At 62.7% G+C, this 16,206-nt stretch carries 15 protein-coding genes; 8 read left to right on the forward strand and 7 right to left on the reverse strand.

What is annotated here, in order from left to right:
- Nucleotides 1–52: 52 nt before the first annotated feature.
- Nucleotides 53–802, forward strand: coding sequence for an SIMPL domain-containing protein (locus tag F7R90_RS01370; RefSeq protein ID WP_158055493.1), 750 nt, complete (start codon nt 53–55; stop codon nt 800–802).
- 1 nt (nt 803) lies between these two features.
- Here F7R90_RS01370 and F7R90_RS01375 read toward each other — a convergent pair whose 3' ends face one another.
- The gene (locus F7R90_RS01375) at nt 804–2,090 is read right to left on the reverse strand and encodes a TIGR00341 family protein (RefSeq protein ID WP_158055494.1); all 1,287 of its coding nucleotides are present in this window, start codon (nt 2,088–2,090) and stop codon (nt 804–806) included.
- 36 nt (nt 2,091–2,126) lie between these two features.
- On the opposite strand from F7R90_RS01375, the gene F7R90_RS01380 reads away from it, so the two are divergent.
- Nucleotides 2,127–3,494 (forward strand): DUF389 domain-containing protein, encoded by a 1,368-nt coding sequence (locus tag F7R90_RS01380; protein WP_158055495.1) that lies wholly within the window; start codon nt 2,127–2,129, stop codon nt 3,492–3,494.
- A gap of 10 nt (nt 3,495–3,504) precedes the next feature.
- On the opposite strand, the gene F7R90_RS01385 is transcribed toward F7R90_RS01380, so the two are convergent.
- The 3 genes from F7R90_RS01385 to F7R90_RS01395 all read right to left on the reverse strand — a co-directional run bounded on the left by F7R90_RS01385 (nt 3,505) and on the right by F7R90_RS01395 (nt 6,347).
- Nucleotides 3,505–4,470, reverse strand: coding sequence for an NOG1 family protein (locus tag F7R90_RS01385; RefSeq protein WP_158055496.1), 966 nt, complete (start codon nt 4,468–4,470; stop codon nt 3,505–3,507).
- Nucleotides 4,471–5,017: 547 nt separating this feature from the next.
- Complete coding sequence (locus F7R90_RS01390; RefSeq protein WP_158055497.1) at nt 5,018–5,290, reverse strand: DUF7123 family protein; 273 nt, start codon at nt 5,288–5,290, stop codon at nt 5,018–5,020.
- A gap of 247 nt (nt 5,291–5,537) precedes the next feature.
- Nucleotides 5,538–6,347, reverse strand: coding sequence for a molybdopterin synthase (locus F7R90_RS01395; RefSeq protein ID WP_158055498.1), 810 nt, complete (start codon nt 6,345–6,347; stop codon nt 5,538–5,540).
- A gap of 123 nt (nt 6,348–6,470) precedes the next feature.
- On the opposite strand from F7R90_RS01395, the gene pyrH reads away from it, so the two are divergent.
- The 4 genes from pyrH to F7R90_RS01415 all read left to right on the forward strand — a co-directional run bounded on the left by pyrH (nt 6,471) and on the right by F7R90_RS01415 (nt 11,312).
- Entirely contained in the window at nt 6,471–7,196 is a 726-nt protein-coding gene (pyrH, locus tag F7R90_RS01400) for a UMP kinase (RefSeq protein ID WP_158055499.1), read from the forward strand.
- A 17-nt stretch (nt 7,197–7,213) separates the two neighbouring features.
- Nucleotides 7,214–9,004, forward strand: a complete 1,791-nt coding sequence (gene lysS, locus F7R90_RS01405; RefSeq protein ID WP_158055500.1) for a lysine--tRNA ligase — start codon at nt 7,214–7,216, stop codon at nt 9,002–9,004.
- 116 nt (nt 9,005–9,120) lie between these two features.
- A complete protein-coding gene (locus F7R90_RS01410) occupies nt 9,121–9,432 on the forward strand; it encodes a hypothetical protein (RefSeq protein WP_158055501.1) in 312 nt (103 codons plus the stop codon).
- 56 nt (nt 9,433–9,488) lie between these two features.
- Entirely contained in the window at nt 9,489–11,312 is a 1,824-nt protein-coding gene (locus F7R90_RS01415; RefSeq protein WP_158055502.1) for a site-2 protease family protein, read from the forward strand.
- Nucleotides 11,313–11,371: 59 nt separating this feature from the next.
- On the opposite strand, the gene F7R90_RS01420 is transcribed toward F7R90_RS01415, so the two are convergent.
- Nucleotides 11,372–11,800 (reverse strand): hypothetical protein, encoded by a 429-nt coding sequence (locus tag F7R90_RS01420; RefSeq protein ID WP_158055503.1) that lies wholly within the window; start codon nt 11,798–11,800, stop codon nt 11,372–11,374.
- 66 nt (nt 11,801–11,866) lie between these two features.
- Entirely contained in the window at nt 11,867–12,385 is a 519-nt protein-coding gene (locus F7R90_RS01425) for a PadR family transcriptional regulator (RefSeq protein WP_158055504.1), read from the reverse strand.
- A 412-nt stretch (nt 12,386–12,797) separates the two neighbouring features.
- Between F7R90_RS01425 and F7R90_RS01430 the strand changes: the two genes are divergently transcribed.
- Both F7R90_RS01430 and F7R90_RS01435 read left to right on the forward strand, forming a co-directional pair.
- Complete coding sequence (locus tag F7R90_RS01430) at nt 12,798–14,330, forward strand: heme-binding protein (protein WP_158055505.1); 1,533 nt, start codon at nt 12,798–12,800, stop codon at nt 14,328–14,330.
- Nucleotides 14,331–14,498: 168 nt separating this feature from the next.
- Nucleotides 14,499–15,413, forward strand: a complete 915-nt coding sequence (locus F7R90_RS01435; protein WP_158055506.1) for an acyltransferase — start codon at nt 14,499–14,501, stop codon at nt 15,411–15,413.
- On the opposite strand, the gene F7R90_RS01440 is transcribed toward F7R90_RS01435, so the two are convergent.
- The gene (locus tag F7R90_RS01440; RefSeq protein WP_158055507.1) at nt 15,410–16,159 is read right to left on the reverse strand and encodes a TOBE domain-containing protein; all 750 of its coding nucleotides are present in this window, start codon (nt 16,157–16,159) and stop codon (nt 15,410–15,412) included. The two genes, F7R90_RS01435 and F7R90_RS01440, sit on opposite strands and share 4 nt — an antisense overlap.
- Nucleotides 16,160–16,206: the final 47 nt, after the last annotated feature.

Here is a 16,206-nt window from a genome sequence, read left to right on the forward strand (position 1 = left end):
GCCATTTGACTCTACGGGAACTATATCCCGGTTACCGTCGTAGCAGTGTTCGATGCACAGGGGAATACTCGCAACGCTGGGAGTCGTCTTGCTCGTTGTCACCGCTGGGTGCGCTGGGAGCCTGAATCCGACCGACTCGGCGAACGCACAGGTGCAGAATTCGACGGACGGTCAGTCGATCAGCGTCGCGTCGAGCGGACAGGCCGAGGCGACGCCGGACCAAGCCATCCTCCGGGTCGCAGTCGTCGCGGAGGGTGACGACGCCAACGCAGTCCGTCAGCAACTCGCGCAGAACGTCTCGCAGATGCGCTCTGCGCTCGCGGACGCGAACGTCACCGACGACGACATCCGGACCGTCGCGTTCAACATCGACCAGCAGTACGACCACACCGAGAAGGGCCGCGAACCGACCGGATTCCGGGGCATCCACGCCTTCGAAATCACGCTCTCGAACGCCGACCGCGTGGGCCAGATAATCGACGTGGCCGTCTCGAACGGCGCGAACCGGGTCGATAGCGTCGAGTTGACGCTCTCCGAGGACCGCCGCCGCGAAGTGCGCTCTGCCGCGCTCCGCGACGCGATGAGCAACGCCCGCGCCAACGCAGATGTCATCGCCGAGGAAGCCAACCTCACCATCACGAACGTCCACAGTGCCTCGACTGGCGACCTGTCGTTCAGTCCAGTTCGGGCGACTGTCGCCGAGGCCACGACGGCGGGCGGTGACGCCGCCACCAACATCGAATCTGGGCCAGTCACCGTGGTCGCACAGGTGCAGGTGGTCTACAACGCCAGCAGTAGCTAGTTCAACTATTCGCCCGCTGGCGCTCCACGAACTGCACTTCGACCGTGATGCGCTGGTCGTACTCCCGGTCTAATCGCTCGGCGATAGTCGAAGCTAACTCGGGATACCGAACGTCGGCGGGACGACTCACCTGAACGGTTATCTGCTGGGTCGGTTCGAAGACGCCGCGGTCGTTGAAATCTGTCTCGACGCTCTCCAGTTCGAGTTGATTGTAGCGACTCTGTTCGAGGACGTCCTGCACTTCGCGATTGGCCGTGTTTTCGAAGGCCATCTGTTGAGACATGGCGAAGCCAGCACCCGCAGTGACAGTTAGCACGAGACCGGCGAGCGCGACTTTCTTCGCGAATCCCATAGAGCCGTTCGATTCGTCGGGCGACTGGTGGCTTCTGTAGCCGAGCAGGCGCAGTGTTGCGATGCCGACGAGGTTGATGGCCAGCGCGTTCACGACCAGCAGACTCGCCGCACCGAGCGCGACGACGGGGTTTCCGGCTGCCAGTCCGATGCCGACGGCCGCGGCGGCCGGGATGATCGCCGCCGCAATCATGACGCCGACCAGCGAAACGGGGAGTGCCGTCGCCAACCCGAACGCCCCAGCCGCGCCCGCCGCAATCGCCACCGCGAGCGAGAGCAGTCCGGGCGAAGCGCGCTTCCCGATTTGACTGACGGTCGTCACGTCTAACGCGGGCGGCACGAACGCCGCCGCGCGGAGAAAGCCGCTGAACACGAGCGCGCCGACGACGGCGAGAAAGAGGCCGTACACCTGCGCGCCGATGCCGTCTTTTGCCATCTTTCGGTCGCCTAGCACGACGCCGACGCTGGCGGTCAGCGCCGACCCGACTTGGGGCGCGATGACCATGGACCCGACGACGATGGCCGGTGAGTTCAACAGGAGACCCGCGGTAGCCACCACCGCCGACAGTAGCGTCATCGAGTAGTAGGTCTTCGCGTCGGGCGTCATGTCCAGCGCCTTCGCCCGAATCTCTTCGTGGGCGATTCTGTCGTCGTCTTCGCCACCCGCGACGAAGCGCGCTTCTAAGTCGCTGAAATTTTGCGTACGAGCGGACTCGGCTGTGCCGACGACCGTGTAGCGGTCCTCCTCCAACCCGGCCTCTCGCAAGGTCGAAAGCACCTCTTCGACGGCCTGCGTGGGGAGTGGAAATCGAACGACTGCAGCGTCTTCACGCCCGCTCGTCTCGTCTGTGAGTACGTAGTCGATGTTCTCCTCGTGGAGTACGTTCAAGACTGCGTCTTGGTGTTCGTCCAACACGAGGACTTCGATGTGCCGCATTCGACCCGGACGACTCACCCTGAGGTGAAGGGTCTTATGAACGAGAGCGCGCCGGTTGCCATCGGCGGCCTGAACGCTTTTGCACCACCGAATCGTGGCACGTTCGTGCGACTCGTTCACGTCTCCGTCCCACAGGAGCAGCGCGGTCCCATCGTTCACGTCCTCTCCGAGAACGACGTTACGTACGTCGTGTTGAACGACGACGGCGACTCGTTGCTCCTCGAATTCCCGCTCCCGGCCGACGCCTCCGGCGAGATGCTCGACGCGCTCCACGACGCCGGACTCGACGAGGACGCCTACACGGTGGTTGGCACCGTCGAAACTGCGACGACGCCGACCATCGAGACCCTGATGGACCGCTACGCCGGGACGTACGACCCGCTTCCGTTGCCGGAACTGCGCTCGAAAGCCCGCGACCTGAGCCGCGACCCGCTCTCGTACGTCGGTCTCGTCTTTCTCGCGGCCGTTATCGCGGCCGCCGGGTTGCTGGTGGAGTCCCCTGCCGTGGTCGTCGGCTCTATGGTCATCGCGCCCTTCGTCGGCCCGGTACTGACCGCCAGCGTCGGCGTCGTCTCCGGCGACGGGGCGATGGTTCGAGAGAGCGTTCGCTTGCAGGTCGTCGGACTCATCGTGGCGATTCTCGGCGCGGCACTGTTCGCGGCGTTCGTCCGCGTGCTGAACTTCGTCCCGCCGAGTCTCACGATTACCACTATCGACCTCGTCAGCAGTCGGGCCGCACCGAGCTTTCTGACGATTGCGGTCGGTATCGCGGCGGGCGCGGCCGCGGCGTTCGGTATGACGACGAAGGGACCGACCTCGCTCATCGGCGTGATGATAGCCGCGGCACTCGTCCCGGCGGCCGCGGTGGTCGGCATCGCACTCGTCTGGGAACGACCGGTCGTCGCGGCCGGGTCGCTCGTCGTCGTCACCGCGACGTTCCTGGCCATCAACGCCGCGGTGTACACCACCTTGCGACTACTCGGGTATCGACGGTCACGCGTCGCGTGGGGGTCGAACAGCGAAGGTCTCCCGTCGCTCGGCGCGACTCCGAGGCGCTCCGCAATCGGTCTCGCACTCGCGCTGGTCGTCGTCGCCGCAACTGTCGGGGCGGCCTACGGAACGTACCAGCAAGCGACGTTCGAGCGCGAAGCGAATCGAGCGGTCGAAGACGTACTCTCGCAACCAGCCTACGCAGACCTCTCGCTGGTGACGGTGCGCTCGGGGTACGCTGGCCCCGTTCTCGGGCGAGGAAAAACGACAGTGACTGTCGTCGTGCAAGCACCGCGGGGACAGTCGTACGCCGGATTCGCACAGACGATTCGAGAACGCATCGTGGCTCGAACCGGTCGAGACCCAGCAGTTCGCGTGCGGTTCGTCGGTGTGCAGCACGCTGGAGAAACGTAACGCGACGCGTCTATTCTCGGTCGTCGAACGGCAGGTCGGGTTCGTAGCCGACGGCGTCCACGGCGGTTTCGAGTACTTCGTCTACGTTCTCGTCGTTCTCGACGCTCATGTACGCGTCGGCGTCCACGTCTTCCGAGAGGTCCGACTTGTTGCAGACGGTGAGAACGGGCACCTCGCCGAACTGTTCTGCGAGGTCGTCCCGGAGTTCGAGTTGTCGGTCGATCGGGTAGCCACAGTAGCCGCTAGCGTCCACGACGAACAGCACGCAGTCGGCGAGATGTTCGAGCGCGGAGACGGCTTGGCTCTCGATGTCGTTGCGCTCGTCGGCGGGCCGGTCGAGCAGACCGGGCGTGTCCACGATTTGGTAGCGGATATGGTCGCGCTCGAAGTGGCCGACGCGGACGCCCTTCGTGGTGAAGGGGTACTCCGCGATTTCGTTGCGCGCGTTCGTGACGTGGTTGACGAACGAGGACTTGCCGACGTTGGGGTACCCGGCGACTACGAGCGTCGGTTCGTCGGGGTCGATGTCCGGCAGGTTTCGAAGGTCGTTTCTGGCCTTGCCAACGAGCAGGAGGTCGTCTTCGACCTCTTCGACCACGTCGGCGAGGCGGGCGAACGCCTGCTTGCGAATCTTGCGGTCTGCTTCCGCGTCGCCCATCATCTTGCCTTGGTACTCGCGGCCGATTTCCTTGGTCTTCCGGGAGGCCCACTGAATCTCGGAGAGGCTCTTGCGCAACTCGTCTACGTCCACGATGGCGTCCGCGAGTTCGTAGTAGAAGGGGTCTACGTCGCGGAAGTCCGGCCACTCGGTGCCGATGTTCTGGAGGTTGTCGCTGAGGATGTTCGACGCCGTCTGGAGCATCGACTCTTGGCCCTGCGTGCCGCTCTGGGCGCGGCCGGTGCGTGCGGCCCGGGAGAAGGCCTTGTCGATGAGTTCCTCCGACGTTGGCGTCGTCGGCAGGTTCTCGAAAATCATGGCCGTACGTAACTCTCGTTCGCATATAAGCGCGTTCATACCGCCTTGGGTGTGTCCGTGTCTGACGGTGGCGTCGCTGAATCGATACTGGTATCGCTGAATCGATGAGCGTGATTCTGGATTCCGTGTCGAATTTCCACCGTCGAACCGGCGCGCGCGGTCGCGGCGTTGATGCCGCGACCAGTCCGCGCGAGGTCTGCGCGAACGAATGTGAGTGCTGGCTCGGCAGACGCGGTTTGTCTGCCGGTGGACGAGGATTGCAAGCCCTGAAGCCCGCAGTCGGGTGGGGACGCGTGTGGCTGTTGCGGCGCGGGGCGGTGCGTGCGGTCTCATCGGTTTCGGGAGTAGCTAGCTTCTCTGCTGTTTTTCTTCACAGTTTCAGTCTAAGTCGTCGCCAATTCCTACTGTATCGACTAGTTCGACTCACCAATAACTCACCCAAAGCTACACAATCTGAGAAAGCAGGAACGTGTGAGGGCGGGGACCATCGGGGACCAACCAGATGGCAGATGACCGCGCGATGCGACCGATTACGACGCGACTCCGATTACGCCGGGCAGACGCGCCACGTGGTCGCGCTCGTGTACGACCACTTCTCGATTTCGATGTTCGTGGCGGATTCCTTGAGCTTGACCATCAGCGCGCCGATTTCCTTGGAGGACAGGCCCACTTCGTCCGCGATGAACTTGCTCTTGAAGTACATCTCGCCGTCCGCGGCCTCGCGAGTGAGGAACTGCTGGAGGCGTTCCTTCTTCGACGCAGTTTCGGGGGTTTGGGCGTCAGCGGACTGGACTTCGGAGGGTTGGGTAGTTGCGCTCATCTTCACTCATCGCTTAGCACCATAGCATGTTATAAAGAGGAGATGTGTAGGGTGGTTTTCCGAGTCTTTACCTCAATCCAAAAACACGAAAGCTAAAAATCAGTTAAAACCGACTTTTTACGACGTTTTCTAAGGACAGTAGATAGTTCAAAAACTCCTCAGAGTCTTTGTTTCTCGGTTTCTCCAGCACTCCCAGAACGTCTTGCGAATAGCTGACACAGTGTCGGAAATTCCCCGCGCTCGGCGGTCACGACTGTTCGTGAACCCAGAACTGCTCGTCGCTCGTGACCTCCTTCTTGAATATCGGAACCTCGTCTTTGAGCCGGTTGATGCCGTCCTCGACGGTTCGAAACGCCTCTTCGCGGTGGCCCGCCAGTACGACGACGAAGACGATGTCCTCGCCGTACTCGATGACGCCGGTTCGGTGGTGCATGAGCACCTCGAAGACGCCCTCGCGCTCGGTCAGTTCGTCGCTGATGGCGTCCATCCGCTCCGCCGCGACCCCTTCGTACTTCTCGAATTCGAGGTATTTAGTGGGTTCATCCTCCGAATCTTCCTTCGAGCGCACTCGGCCGGTGAAGGTAGCGATAGCTCCCGAGTAGGGGGCGTCCTCGGACGCTTTTGCTTGGGTGACGAGCGAGTCCAGCGTCTCGTACGGTTCGGTCCCGTGGAGCTTCGAAACCGCTTCTGCGGGGTCGAGCGTGTCTGCATCGTCTACTTCGAGCAAGGTCTCGCGCACTTCTGCCTCGGCTCCCCGCAGCACAATTTGTGGCACGTCCGCTTTTGGGAACCCTGTCAGAATCGCGTAGTCGTAGTCGGGCGCGAGGTCGGACAGCAGTTTCGGGAGCGACCGCTCTTTGCCCGTTGCCGACCAGCCGTCTTTCGAGAGGCGATAGCTCGCGTCGGCAAGGCCACCAGACGACTCACTGTCAGTCGCTCGGTCGCTCTCGTCTCGGGCGACGGTCGCCACCCGTCCGTCTTCGCGGAGTCGGTTCACCAGTCGCTCGGCGACGCGGTCCGTCGCCACGTCGGGGCCGACGACACCCAGCACGTACATGGACGAACAATCGGCCGGGCAGCGTTTGTAGCCTTCGGTGGTTCTCGACAATTTGTGTCCCCAGTAACACGCTACGGGCAGTTGGCAACCCTTAAGGCCGCGTCCGGGTTATTCCGCGACAACATGAAGGTAGTCGTCTCCATCGGCGGCAGTGTACTCGCGCCGGACCTCGGCTCGCAGCGGGTGCGCGACCACGCCGACGTCATCGAGGGACTCGCTGCGGAAGGATGCACTGTCGGGACCGTCGTCGGTGGCGGCGGCGTCGCACGGGAGTACATCGGTGTCGCGCGGGACTTGGGAGCGAACGAGATCGAACTCGACGACATCGGCATCGACGTGACGCGACTCAACGCCCGCCTGCTCATCGCCGCCCTTTCCGAGCAGGCCGCGCCGAGTCCGCCCGAGGACTACGAGGCGGCAGGCCGTGCGATGCACCGCGGTGACATCACCGTCATGGGCGGCGTGACGCCCGGTCAGACCACTGACGCCGTGAGTGCCGCGCTCGCCGAGTACGTCAACGCCGACCTGCTCGTCTACGCGACCAGCGTCAACGGCGTCTTCAGCGACGACCCGAACGAAACCGACGACGCGACGAAGTTCGACGAAATCACCGGGAGCGAACTGGTGGACGTCATCGCGGACATCGAGATGACCGCGGGCAGTTCCGCGCCGGTGGACATTCTGGCGGCAAAGCTCATCGAGCGGTCTGGCGTCCGAACCATCGTCCTCGACGGTACTGACCCCGAACGCATCGCCGACGCGGTCCGCTACGGTGACCACGACGGGACCGACATCATCCCCGAGGGTGCCGACGACCAGATGACCTACTGGGTCAACGACGAACGGTGAACTGGGTGAGCGAATAGATGAGCGACGAGTCTTCCGAAGCCGCTCGGTCGATGCACGACGACGACAACCCGTACGTCCTGCAAGGTCCCCAGCCACACGCGTTCTGGGCGGAGTCGGTCGCCGAGAAGATTCTGGACCGGAACCCCGAGGAGCCAATCGTCGTCAAGGGCGGCATCTCGCCCTCGGGCGTACCACACCTCGGCAACATGAACGAAATCGTTCGGGGCTACTTCGTCGCCGAAGCCCTGCGTGACCGCGGTTACGAAGTCAGACAAGTCTTCACTGCCGACGACCGCGACCCGCTTCGCGGCCTCCCCCGGAAACTCGCGGACTTAGACGGCAACGTCGTGGAGTTGGGCGACGTGAACGCCGGTGCCTTGGGCCGAAATCTCGGCAAGCCCTACACCGACATTCCGGACCCCTTCGACTGCTGTGAGTCCTACGGCGAACACTTCTCGAAGCTCATCGAACGCAGTGCGGAACTGCTCGGTATCCCGGTCGAGATGGTCTCGAACACGGAACTGTACGAGGAAGGGAAGTTCGACGGCACTGTCCGACACGTCCTCGAAAACCAAGAGCAAGCCCGCGAAGTTCTGAGTCACTATCAGGACAAGGTGGACGAGGACTACGTGCCGTTCAACCCCATCTGCGAGGAGTGCGGCAAGATTACCGAGACGGTCACCGCGGTCAATCTGGACGACGAGACGGTCGAGTACCGCTGTACGGACATGGAGGCGGGCGACCAGACAATCGACGGCTGTGGGCACGAAGGTACTGCCACCTTCCGAGAGGGCAAACTTCCGTGGCGCTTCGAGTGGCCCGCTCAGTGGAAGGTTTTGGGAGTTGACCACGAACCGTTCGGCAAGGACCACGCCGAGGGCTCGTGGCCCAGCGGTTCGGACGTAGCGCGCAACGTCTTCGAGTTCGAACCGCCGCTTCCGATGGCCTACGAGTGGTTCACGCTCGACGGCGAGGCGTTCTCCTCTTCCTCCGGTCACGTCGTCCTCGTCCAAGACGTGCTGGAGATGATAGAACCCGAAGTCCTTCGGTACTTCTTCACCAAAGACCCGAGCAAGGCGCGGGACTTCAGCGTCGAGCATCTCGACCACCTCGTCAACGACTACGACGAACTCGAACGCGTCTACTACGGCGACCAAGAGGCAGAGGAGAAGGCGACCGAAATCGCGACTGCGAGCTACCCGCCGACGGTTCGACCGTCCGTCGCCGCTCGCTTCGAAGCGGATGGAACCCCAATCGCTGACCCCGAAACCGGAAGCGTCCCGGTTCGGACTGACTCGAAGCGCGAGGCCTACGACGCCGTCATCGACGACACCTTCGGCCATCGACTGCGACTTCCCTACACCTTTGCGGCAGTGCTGGGCATGACCGACGACCCCGAGTTGCGAGAGGAAATCGCCCGGAGAGAGGGGCACATCCCCGAGGACGCGCCCGAGTGGGCCGTCGAGATGGCGCTCTCGCGCATCAGTCACGCCCGTGAGTGGGCACGACGCACGGGCAACGAGTTCGACTACGACCTCAAACGTACCGAGATGCCCGATGTCGAACTGGACGACGAAACTGCGGCCGCGCTGGACGACCTCGCGGACTTCGTGGAGGAAAGCGACGACCCCGAGGCGATTCAGGGCGAAATCTACGAGACGGCGAAACGTCACGACATCGACATCGGGGAGTTCTTCTCGGTTGGCTACCGCCTGTTCTTCGACGACGAGCAGGGGCCGAAACTCGGCCCGTTCCTCGCCAAACTCGACAAAGAGTTCGTGCTAACCCGCCTCCGGCGGCAGGGTTAGGACGCTCCTATACTCGTTCAACGACTGCATAACAAAGTTGCTGGCTGCCGTTAATCAGAGTGTGAAGTCCGCCGACAGGTCTATAATCGGCGAGACCGAACTATAGGATACCTACCATGGCCCTTATCGAACTAAACCTTGAGAAACCCGCGCTGAAGCGCGTCGAAGCTGTCGAAGAGAAAAACGTCGAAGAAGAAACGGTCGAGGTCGAACCCGATGTGGAAGTCGAGGAAGCGGAGACCGAGACCGAAGAGACGACCGAAACGGAATCGTCTGGTCCCGGCCGTGCCCGCAGCTACCTCCGTCGCATGGCAATCCTCGCTGGCGTGGTCGCCGGTACCGTCGCCGCTCGGAAGATTCGCCAACGTCGGAAGGCTGGCGATACCGAGCAGCAGGACCTCGAAGAAGACTGGCAGACGGCGGAGTAACTCGAACTCGGGGCGTTCCCAAACGCCTTTGACCGCCGCGTTCTTTCTTTCGTGCGATGAACGATACGCTCTTGTGGGTTGCTGTCGGTCTCGCGCTCTACTGGTTCGGAGTGCTGTACCTCGACTCGCAGGGGTGGCTGCCGTCGTACGTCGGCCTCCAAGGCCCGATTCTGACGATTCACACGAAGCGCGGCCGGAAGTTCCTCGACCGCCTCGCCGCTCCCAAACGGTTCTGGCGAGCGTGGGGGAACTTCGGCCTCGGTATCGCGCTCGTCGTGATGCTCGGGTCGTTCCTCCTGCTCGTCGTACAGGCGGTCGCCGTCCTCCAGAACCCGCCTCCGGCGACCGCGGCGACCCAACCGCGGAACGTCCTCGTCATTCCCGGCGTCAACGACTTCCTCCCACTCTCTGTCGCTCCCGAAATTCTGTTCGGCTTGCTCGTCGGACTGGTCGTCCACGAGGGCGGCCACGGTCTGATGTGCCGCGTCGAAGACATCGACATCGAGTCGATGGGCGTCGCACTGCTCGCTATCCTCCCGGTCGGTGCGTTCGTGGAACCGGACGAAGAAAGCCGGCAGAAGGCCAACCGCGGCAGTCAGAGCCGGATGTTCGCTGCTGGCGTCACGAACAACTTCGCGGTGACGCTCGTCGCGTTCCTGTTGCTCTTCGGGCCGGTCGTCGGGTCGATTTCGGTCGCATCAGGTGCGGCAGTCAGCGGCGTGCTTCCGGGGTCGGCGGCCGAACAGGCCGGTATCGAGCCGGGCGACCGCATCGTCGCCGTCGGCGGTCAAAACGTCACGAGCAACGCCGACCTCGGTCGGAAACTCACCCAGACGGACGGCAAGACGGTGTCGGTGACGCTCGCAGATGGAACCGAATCGAACATCGAACGCTCGCTTTTAGTGACGGTCGTCTACCAGAACTCCCCGTTCGCGCCGGAGTCGAGCGGGTCCGGTGACACCGGAATCGCTAAAGGCTCCACCATCACCGCAGTCAACGGCACCGCCGTCCACAGCGAGGACGGGTTCCGGAACGCGGTCGAAAACCGGTCGGTGGCGTCGCTGAGCTACGAAACCGAGGACGGACAGACCGGCACGGTCACCGGGCCAATCGGCGCGATGGTGACTGTCCAATCGGCAGCTGGCTCCGAGACGGCAGGCGGTGCGGAAGCCGCGGGGATGCCGACGGACGGACCAATCGTCCTCACGCGCATCGACGGGGAGCGAATCGTCAACGCGAGCGACCTGAGTGCTACCTTGGACCAGTACGGTCCCTCGGAGACCATCTCTGTCGAGTACTACGCGAACGGCCAGCTCCAGACCACGGACGTGACGCTCCGTGACGGGAAGGTGGGCGTTCTCGTCGTGCCGGGTACCAGCGGCATCTCGTTCAACAGCTTCGGCGTCCAGTTGTACCCCGCAGAGCAGTTCCTCGGTCTACTCGGCGGCGAGTTCGCAGAGGGCGTCGGCGGTCCGGTCGTCGGGTTCCTCTCGGGACTGCTCGGCGTGCTCTTGCTCCCGTTCGCGAGCATCTCGCTCGGCATGTCGTCGAACTTCGCAGGCTTCGTCGCGTTGAACAGCGGCTTCTTCACCGCCGCAGGTGGCCCCCTCTCGTTCCTCGGCGACTGGGGCCTGTTCCTACTGGCCAACCTGCTGTTCTGGACTGGGTGGGTGAACCTCAACCTCGGCTTTTTCAACTGCATCCCGGCGTTCCCGCTCGACGGCGGCCACATGCTCCGGATGGGAACGGAGGCTATCGTCTCTCGGTTACCGACCGCACAGGGCCGTCAGCTAACCACGATGGTCACGACGACTATCGGACTGGTGATGCTGGCCAGTCTGCTGTTGATGGTGTTCGGCCCGCAGTTGTTGGCGGGGTAGTAGATTCGAGCGCCTTCTGTTTCTCTTCGAACTGAATCGAGAACGGACTGAACCGGAACTTACGCCGCGACTCGCCTTCGAGCGACGTATTCGACACCGCTAGCGACTGCGTAGCAGACGAAGTACAGTGGCGAGAGACCGATAGCGTACAGTCCCAGTCCGAACACGTCGTCTGCCGTGAGAGTCCCCGTCGAGACGGCGAAGCCGAACCAGCCGAGAAGGACCACGCCGAGAATCACGGCCGGTGCGAGCAGGCGGAGTCGAGCGTAGGCCGCGATTGGGATGGCGAACGTACCGACCGTGAGTACTCCCAAGAGGAGGAACGTCCCGATTGCTTCGAGAGTCAGATGCGCGATAACGTCAGAGACGTCCCACTCTGCGATGGTGAGTCCGCTGACGAGGTAGAGGAACACGACGCTCATCCCGATGGCGATTCCGACGAGTAAGGCGGTCATCGTGGAGGGAGGACTTTCGAGGGACCTGTTCATACATGAAGGCACGCTGTCATGTGCGGTAAACTCTTGGGTCCCCTATTGTTCCTCGACTGCGGCGCGCTACTCCTCGTCCAACTCCATCCGCTCGTAGAACTCCTCGGGCGTGTCCGGAATCCGCTCGAACTCCTCGAAGTCCCGCTCGTGGTGCCGGATTATCTGCTCGACTATCCACGAACTGAACGTCTCGTTGAACTGCCACTCCCCCGGTAAATCGGCGACTTCGAAGCGGTCGTCGGTGGCGAACGCGACGAAGACGTGGTAGAAGCCCAAGATTACGTCCGCGAAGTCGTGGGCCTTGCCGCCGCTCTCCTTGCGCTTCTCTTCGAGTTCTTCCCGACCCGCCTCGGTGAGTTCGAAGTACTTCCGGTCTGGTTCGTCCTCGCGCTCGATGCGCTGGGCCCACTCTTTCTCCTCGAACTTGTAGAGGATAGGGTAGACAGAGCCGTAGGATGGCTCCCAGTGGCCGCCGCTGATGTCGCGTATCTCTTTGAGTATCTCGTAGCCGTACCGCGGTTTTTCGTCCAAGAGTTCCAGCACCAGATACGAGATGAGGCCTTTCGGTGGGCCGCTTTTCCGCATTACCGGACTTTCAGAGTCTGTTTTTGAAAGGGTTTCGGTCGGGGAAGGTTTGGGAGCGAGAGTAGCCGGTTTGGGGAGTTTGGGTTATTGTGCAGTGAGGAGTACTGCATCTACGTCTCTTCTACGACAATCGACAGAAGTCACGGCGACGTTGACCAATTAGAAATCCCCTGCCCGCTCGCGGTCGCTGTCGCGGGATATTCGAAGCGCGGCAAACCGCGCCGCGTTCGAATAGTAGCCCGCGCAGACGACCGAGACAAGCGCGAGCGGACGGCCCCTTTCATTCCCCCTGTGGTAGGTTAGGCGGGCGTTTTCGGCGGAAGGTTTCACTGAGTGTCGAGGGGAAGGCTTGGACCCGTCCCCGCCACGCCGACTCAAAAACTCCTTACCCCGTCAGTCCCGAGTTGGAGATATGACGAGAGAAATGCCAGCGACGAACGAGGGCTGGTACGCACTCCACGACTTCCGGACCATCGACTGGGACGCGTGGCGAGACGCCCCCGAGCGCGAACGCGAACGGGCACTCGACGACGGCGTCTCGTTCCTTCGCGAGCGCGTGGACGTGGCCGACGCCGAGGAAGGCTCTTCGGCAGTGTTCACGATTCTCGGCCACAAGGCCGACCTGCTCGTACTGCACTTCCGACCGACGATGGCGCAGTTGGACACCGCCGAACGGGCCTTCGAGGACACCGAATTCGCAGGCTACACCGAGCAGACGAGTTCCTACGTCTCGGTCACCGAGGTCGGCGGCTACACCTCCGAGGAGATGACCAAGGACCCCGCAGATATCGAGGAGACGGGGATGGCTCGCTACGTCGAGAGTAAACTCTACCCCGAGATTCCCGACAGCGAGTTCGTCTGCTTCTACCCCATGAACAAGCGTCGCCAACCGGAGCAGAACTGGTACGACCTGCCGTTCGACGAGCGTGCGGAGATGCTCGGCACCCACGGCGACATCGGCAAGACCTACGCCGGACAGGTCACGCAGGTCATCAGCGGCTCCATCGGCCTCGACGACTTCGAGTGGGGCGTGGACCTGTTCAGCAACGACCCGACGCACATCAAGGAACTGCTGTACGAACTGCGCTTCGACGAGAGCAGTTCGAAGTACGCCGAGTTCGGCCAGTTCTACTTCGGTCGCCAGTTCGACCCCGAGGACCTCTCGGCGTTCATGGCTGGCGAGACGGTGCCCGCAGAGGACGAGGACGGCCATCATCACCACGCCGAAAGCGGTCAGCACCACGGTGAGAGCAATGGCCATCATCACGGCGACGATGGCAAGGGCAGTGGGCACCATCACGGCGATGATGGCGAAGGTGGTCACCACGGCGACGAGAGCCACCACGACCACGGCGACGACTCCGAGAACATCCGCGGCGAACTCGAAGACTTAGACATCTACGCGGGTCAGCCCCATGGCGAGGACGTGTACGCGATGGTGCTGTACTCGGAGGCCGACCCCGACGAACTCTTCGAAGAGGTCGATGGCCTGCGAAAGAACTTCGACCACTACGACACGCACGTGAAGACGGCAGTCTACAATGCTGAGGACGCCGACCGCTCGGCGGTCGTCAGCATCTGGGACACTCAGAGCGCGGCCGACACAGCAGGTGGCTTCTTGGCCGACCTGCCGGGAATCGTCGGTCGAGCAGGAGAAGGTGCAGGCTTCGGCACGATGGGGATGTTCTACACCGTCAAACCCGAACACCGCGAGGACTTCACCGAGAAGTTCGCCACCGTCGGCGGCGTCTTAGAAGACATGGACGGCCACGTCCAGACCGACCTGCTCGCCAACCTCGAAGACGAGAACGACATGTTCATCGCCAGCGAGTGGGAGTCCAAGGAGAAAGCGATGGGCTTCTTCCGCAGCGACGCCTTCAGCGACACCGTCGAGTGGGGCCGCGACATTCTGGCTGACCGACCGCGACACGTGTTCTTGGCGTAGGTGTCGGCCACCGCTTTCGTACTACGCTCCCTGCGCGTTCGAATTCCTGTTAATGTTTTACTACGAACGTAACTCGCTCTCGGGAGATACTGACCCGTACCGCCGGAACCAAAACCCCCATGAAGACAGACTGAGAAGTAACGGGATAGCAAACATCTGGAGGATCTCATGACTAAACGACACGTAACCCTCCCGGACGAGATGGAGGACGGATTGGCCGAGTTTATCGCGGAGGTGGACGAGCGACTGTCGAATTCGGGTCCCGGAAACCCCGGAAAGATGTGCGAGGTGGTCGAAGAGGTGCTGGTAGACCTCCACGGCGACCGCGAGGCATACAACCGCTGGCAGGCGGGCGAGTCGGTCTCGCCAGCAGAGCGCGTGCGCTTGCAGAGCTACGACCCGTGCAACGCGACGCTCGAAAGCGAGTACTACGCCGAGAAGGACGAGGAGGAGTTCAAACGCTCGAAGCACCTCCAGTGGCTCTGGCGGCAGTTCGACGCGACGCCGATGGCCGACAACGTCGCGTTCGCGCTCCGATTCCGCGCGATGCTCGCCGACCATTTCTTCGAAGAGTGCGGAGAGGACTGCCGATTCTTCAAGGGCATCACGTTCACCTACGGGCACAACATCACTATCGGCGACAACGCCGTCGTCCACGACGACGTGCATCTAGACGACCGCGGGAAGCTGACCATCGGCGACCGCGTGTCCATCTCGGACGACGCCCACATCTACAGCCACGACCACGACATCGTGGACCAGACGGAAGTGACAAACTTCCACACCGTCGTCGAAGACGACGTGCGCCTGACCTACGACTCGATGGTGAAGGCGGGCGTCAGAGTCGGCGAGAACGCGGTCGTCGGCGCGAAGTCCATCGTCCAGAAGGACGTGCCCGCTCACCACATCGTCGCGGGCACGCCCGCGAAGAGTCTGAAAATCAAGCCCGGTTGGGAAGCGGTCGCGGAACCGATAGAGGACGCGGGCGAGAACCGCAAAGACGAACGGAAAATCGAGGACCACGTCCCAGACGACCTCGACGTGTTCGACGAGTTCCAGCGCGACCTGAACCCGCCGAACTAATCCTCCTGTGCCGTCGCCCGCGTGGCCGTCGCTTTGAACGAGGCGACGACTTTTGACCCGACGTGCAAGTCTAACTTCTCGACGCTCGATTTCGTCACCAGCGCGGCGAGCGACGACTGTCCGTCGCGCTCACCGTTCACTGTCTCACTGTCACCGTCCAGAGTCACCACCACGCGCGCGACCGCTTGCCCTTCCTCAAGCACCGAAACCGTTCCCGAAAACCGGTTTCGAGCGCTCGTCGCGGATTCCGGGGGCGCGTCGTCCGGCGCGTGCAAGGTCACTGCGTCGGCCCGAACGCTGAGTTGCACTTTACTGTTGCTTACCCCGCTCGCCCTGCTCGGAACCAGCGCGCGCACTCGTCCCGCATCCGTCTCGATGGTCGCTAACTCGCCGTCTCGGTCCACGATGCGTCCCGAAAGGACCGTCTCCTCGACTTCAGCGGTGCCCGTAAATTCTGTGCGAACGCGTTCGAATCGCGCAAGCAACTCGCGTGCTTCGTCGGTCAGTTGACTGCCGCCGCCGCCACTGCCCCCGCGTTGGCGCGCGACGAGCGGGCCGAACGACTCCTCTAACTCGGTCAGGCGTTGGTGTGCTCGCGAGTACGACCGACCGAGCGCGTCCGCCGCGCGATTGAGCGACCCCTCTTCGTCCACGGCACGCAGTAGTCTTGCGTCGTCGTCGGCGAACTGCACGCCGTCAGCGTGGAGGTGCGCGTCGAAACCGGTGTCCAGACCACCGTCGTCCATGCCCTCCGTTTTCGGGGGGAGTTGCAAAACCGTTATGTCGCACGCGC

Source organism: Halorussus halophilus (genome assembly GCF_008831545.1).
Lineage (GTDB): Archaea > Halobacteriota > Halobacteria > Halobacteriales > Haladaptataceae > Halorussus > Halorussus halophilus.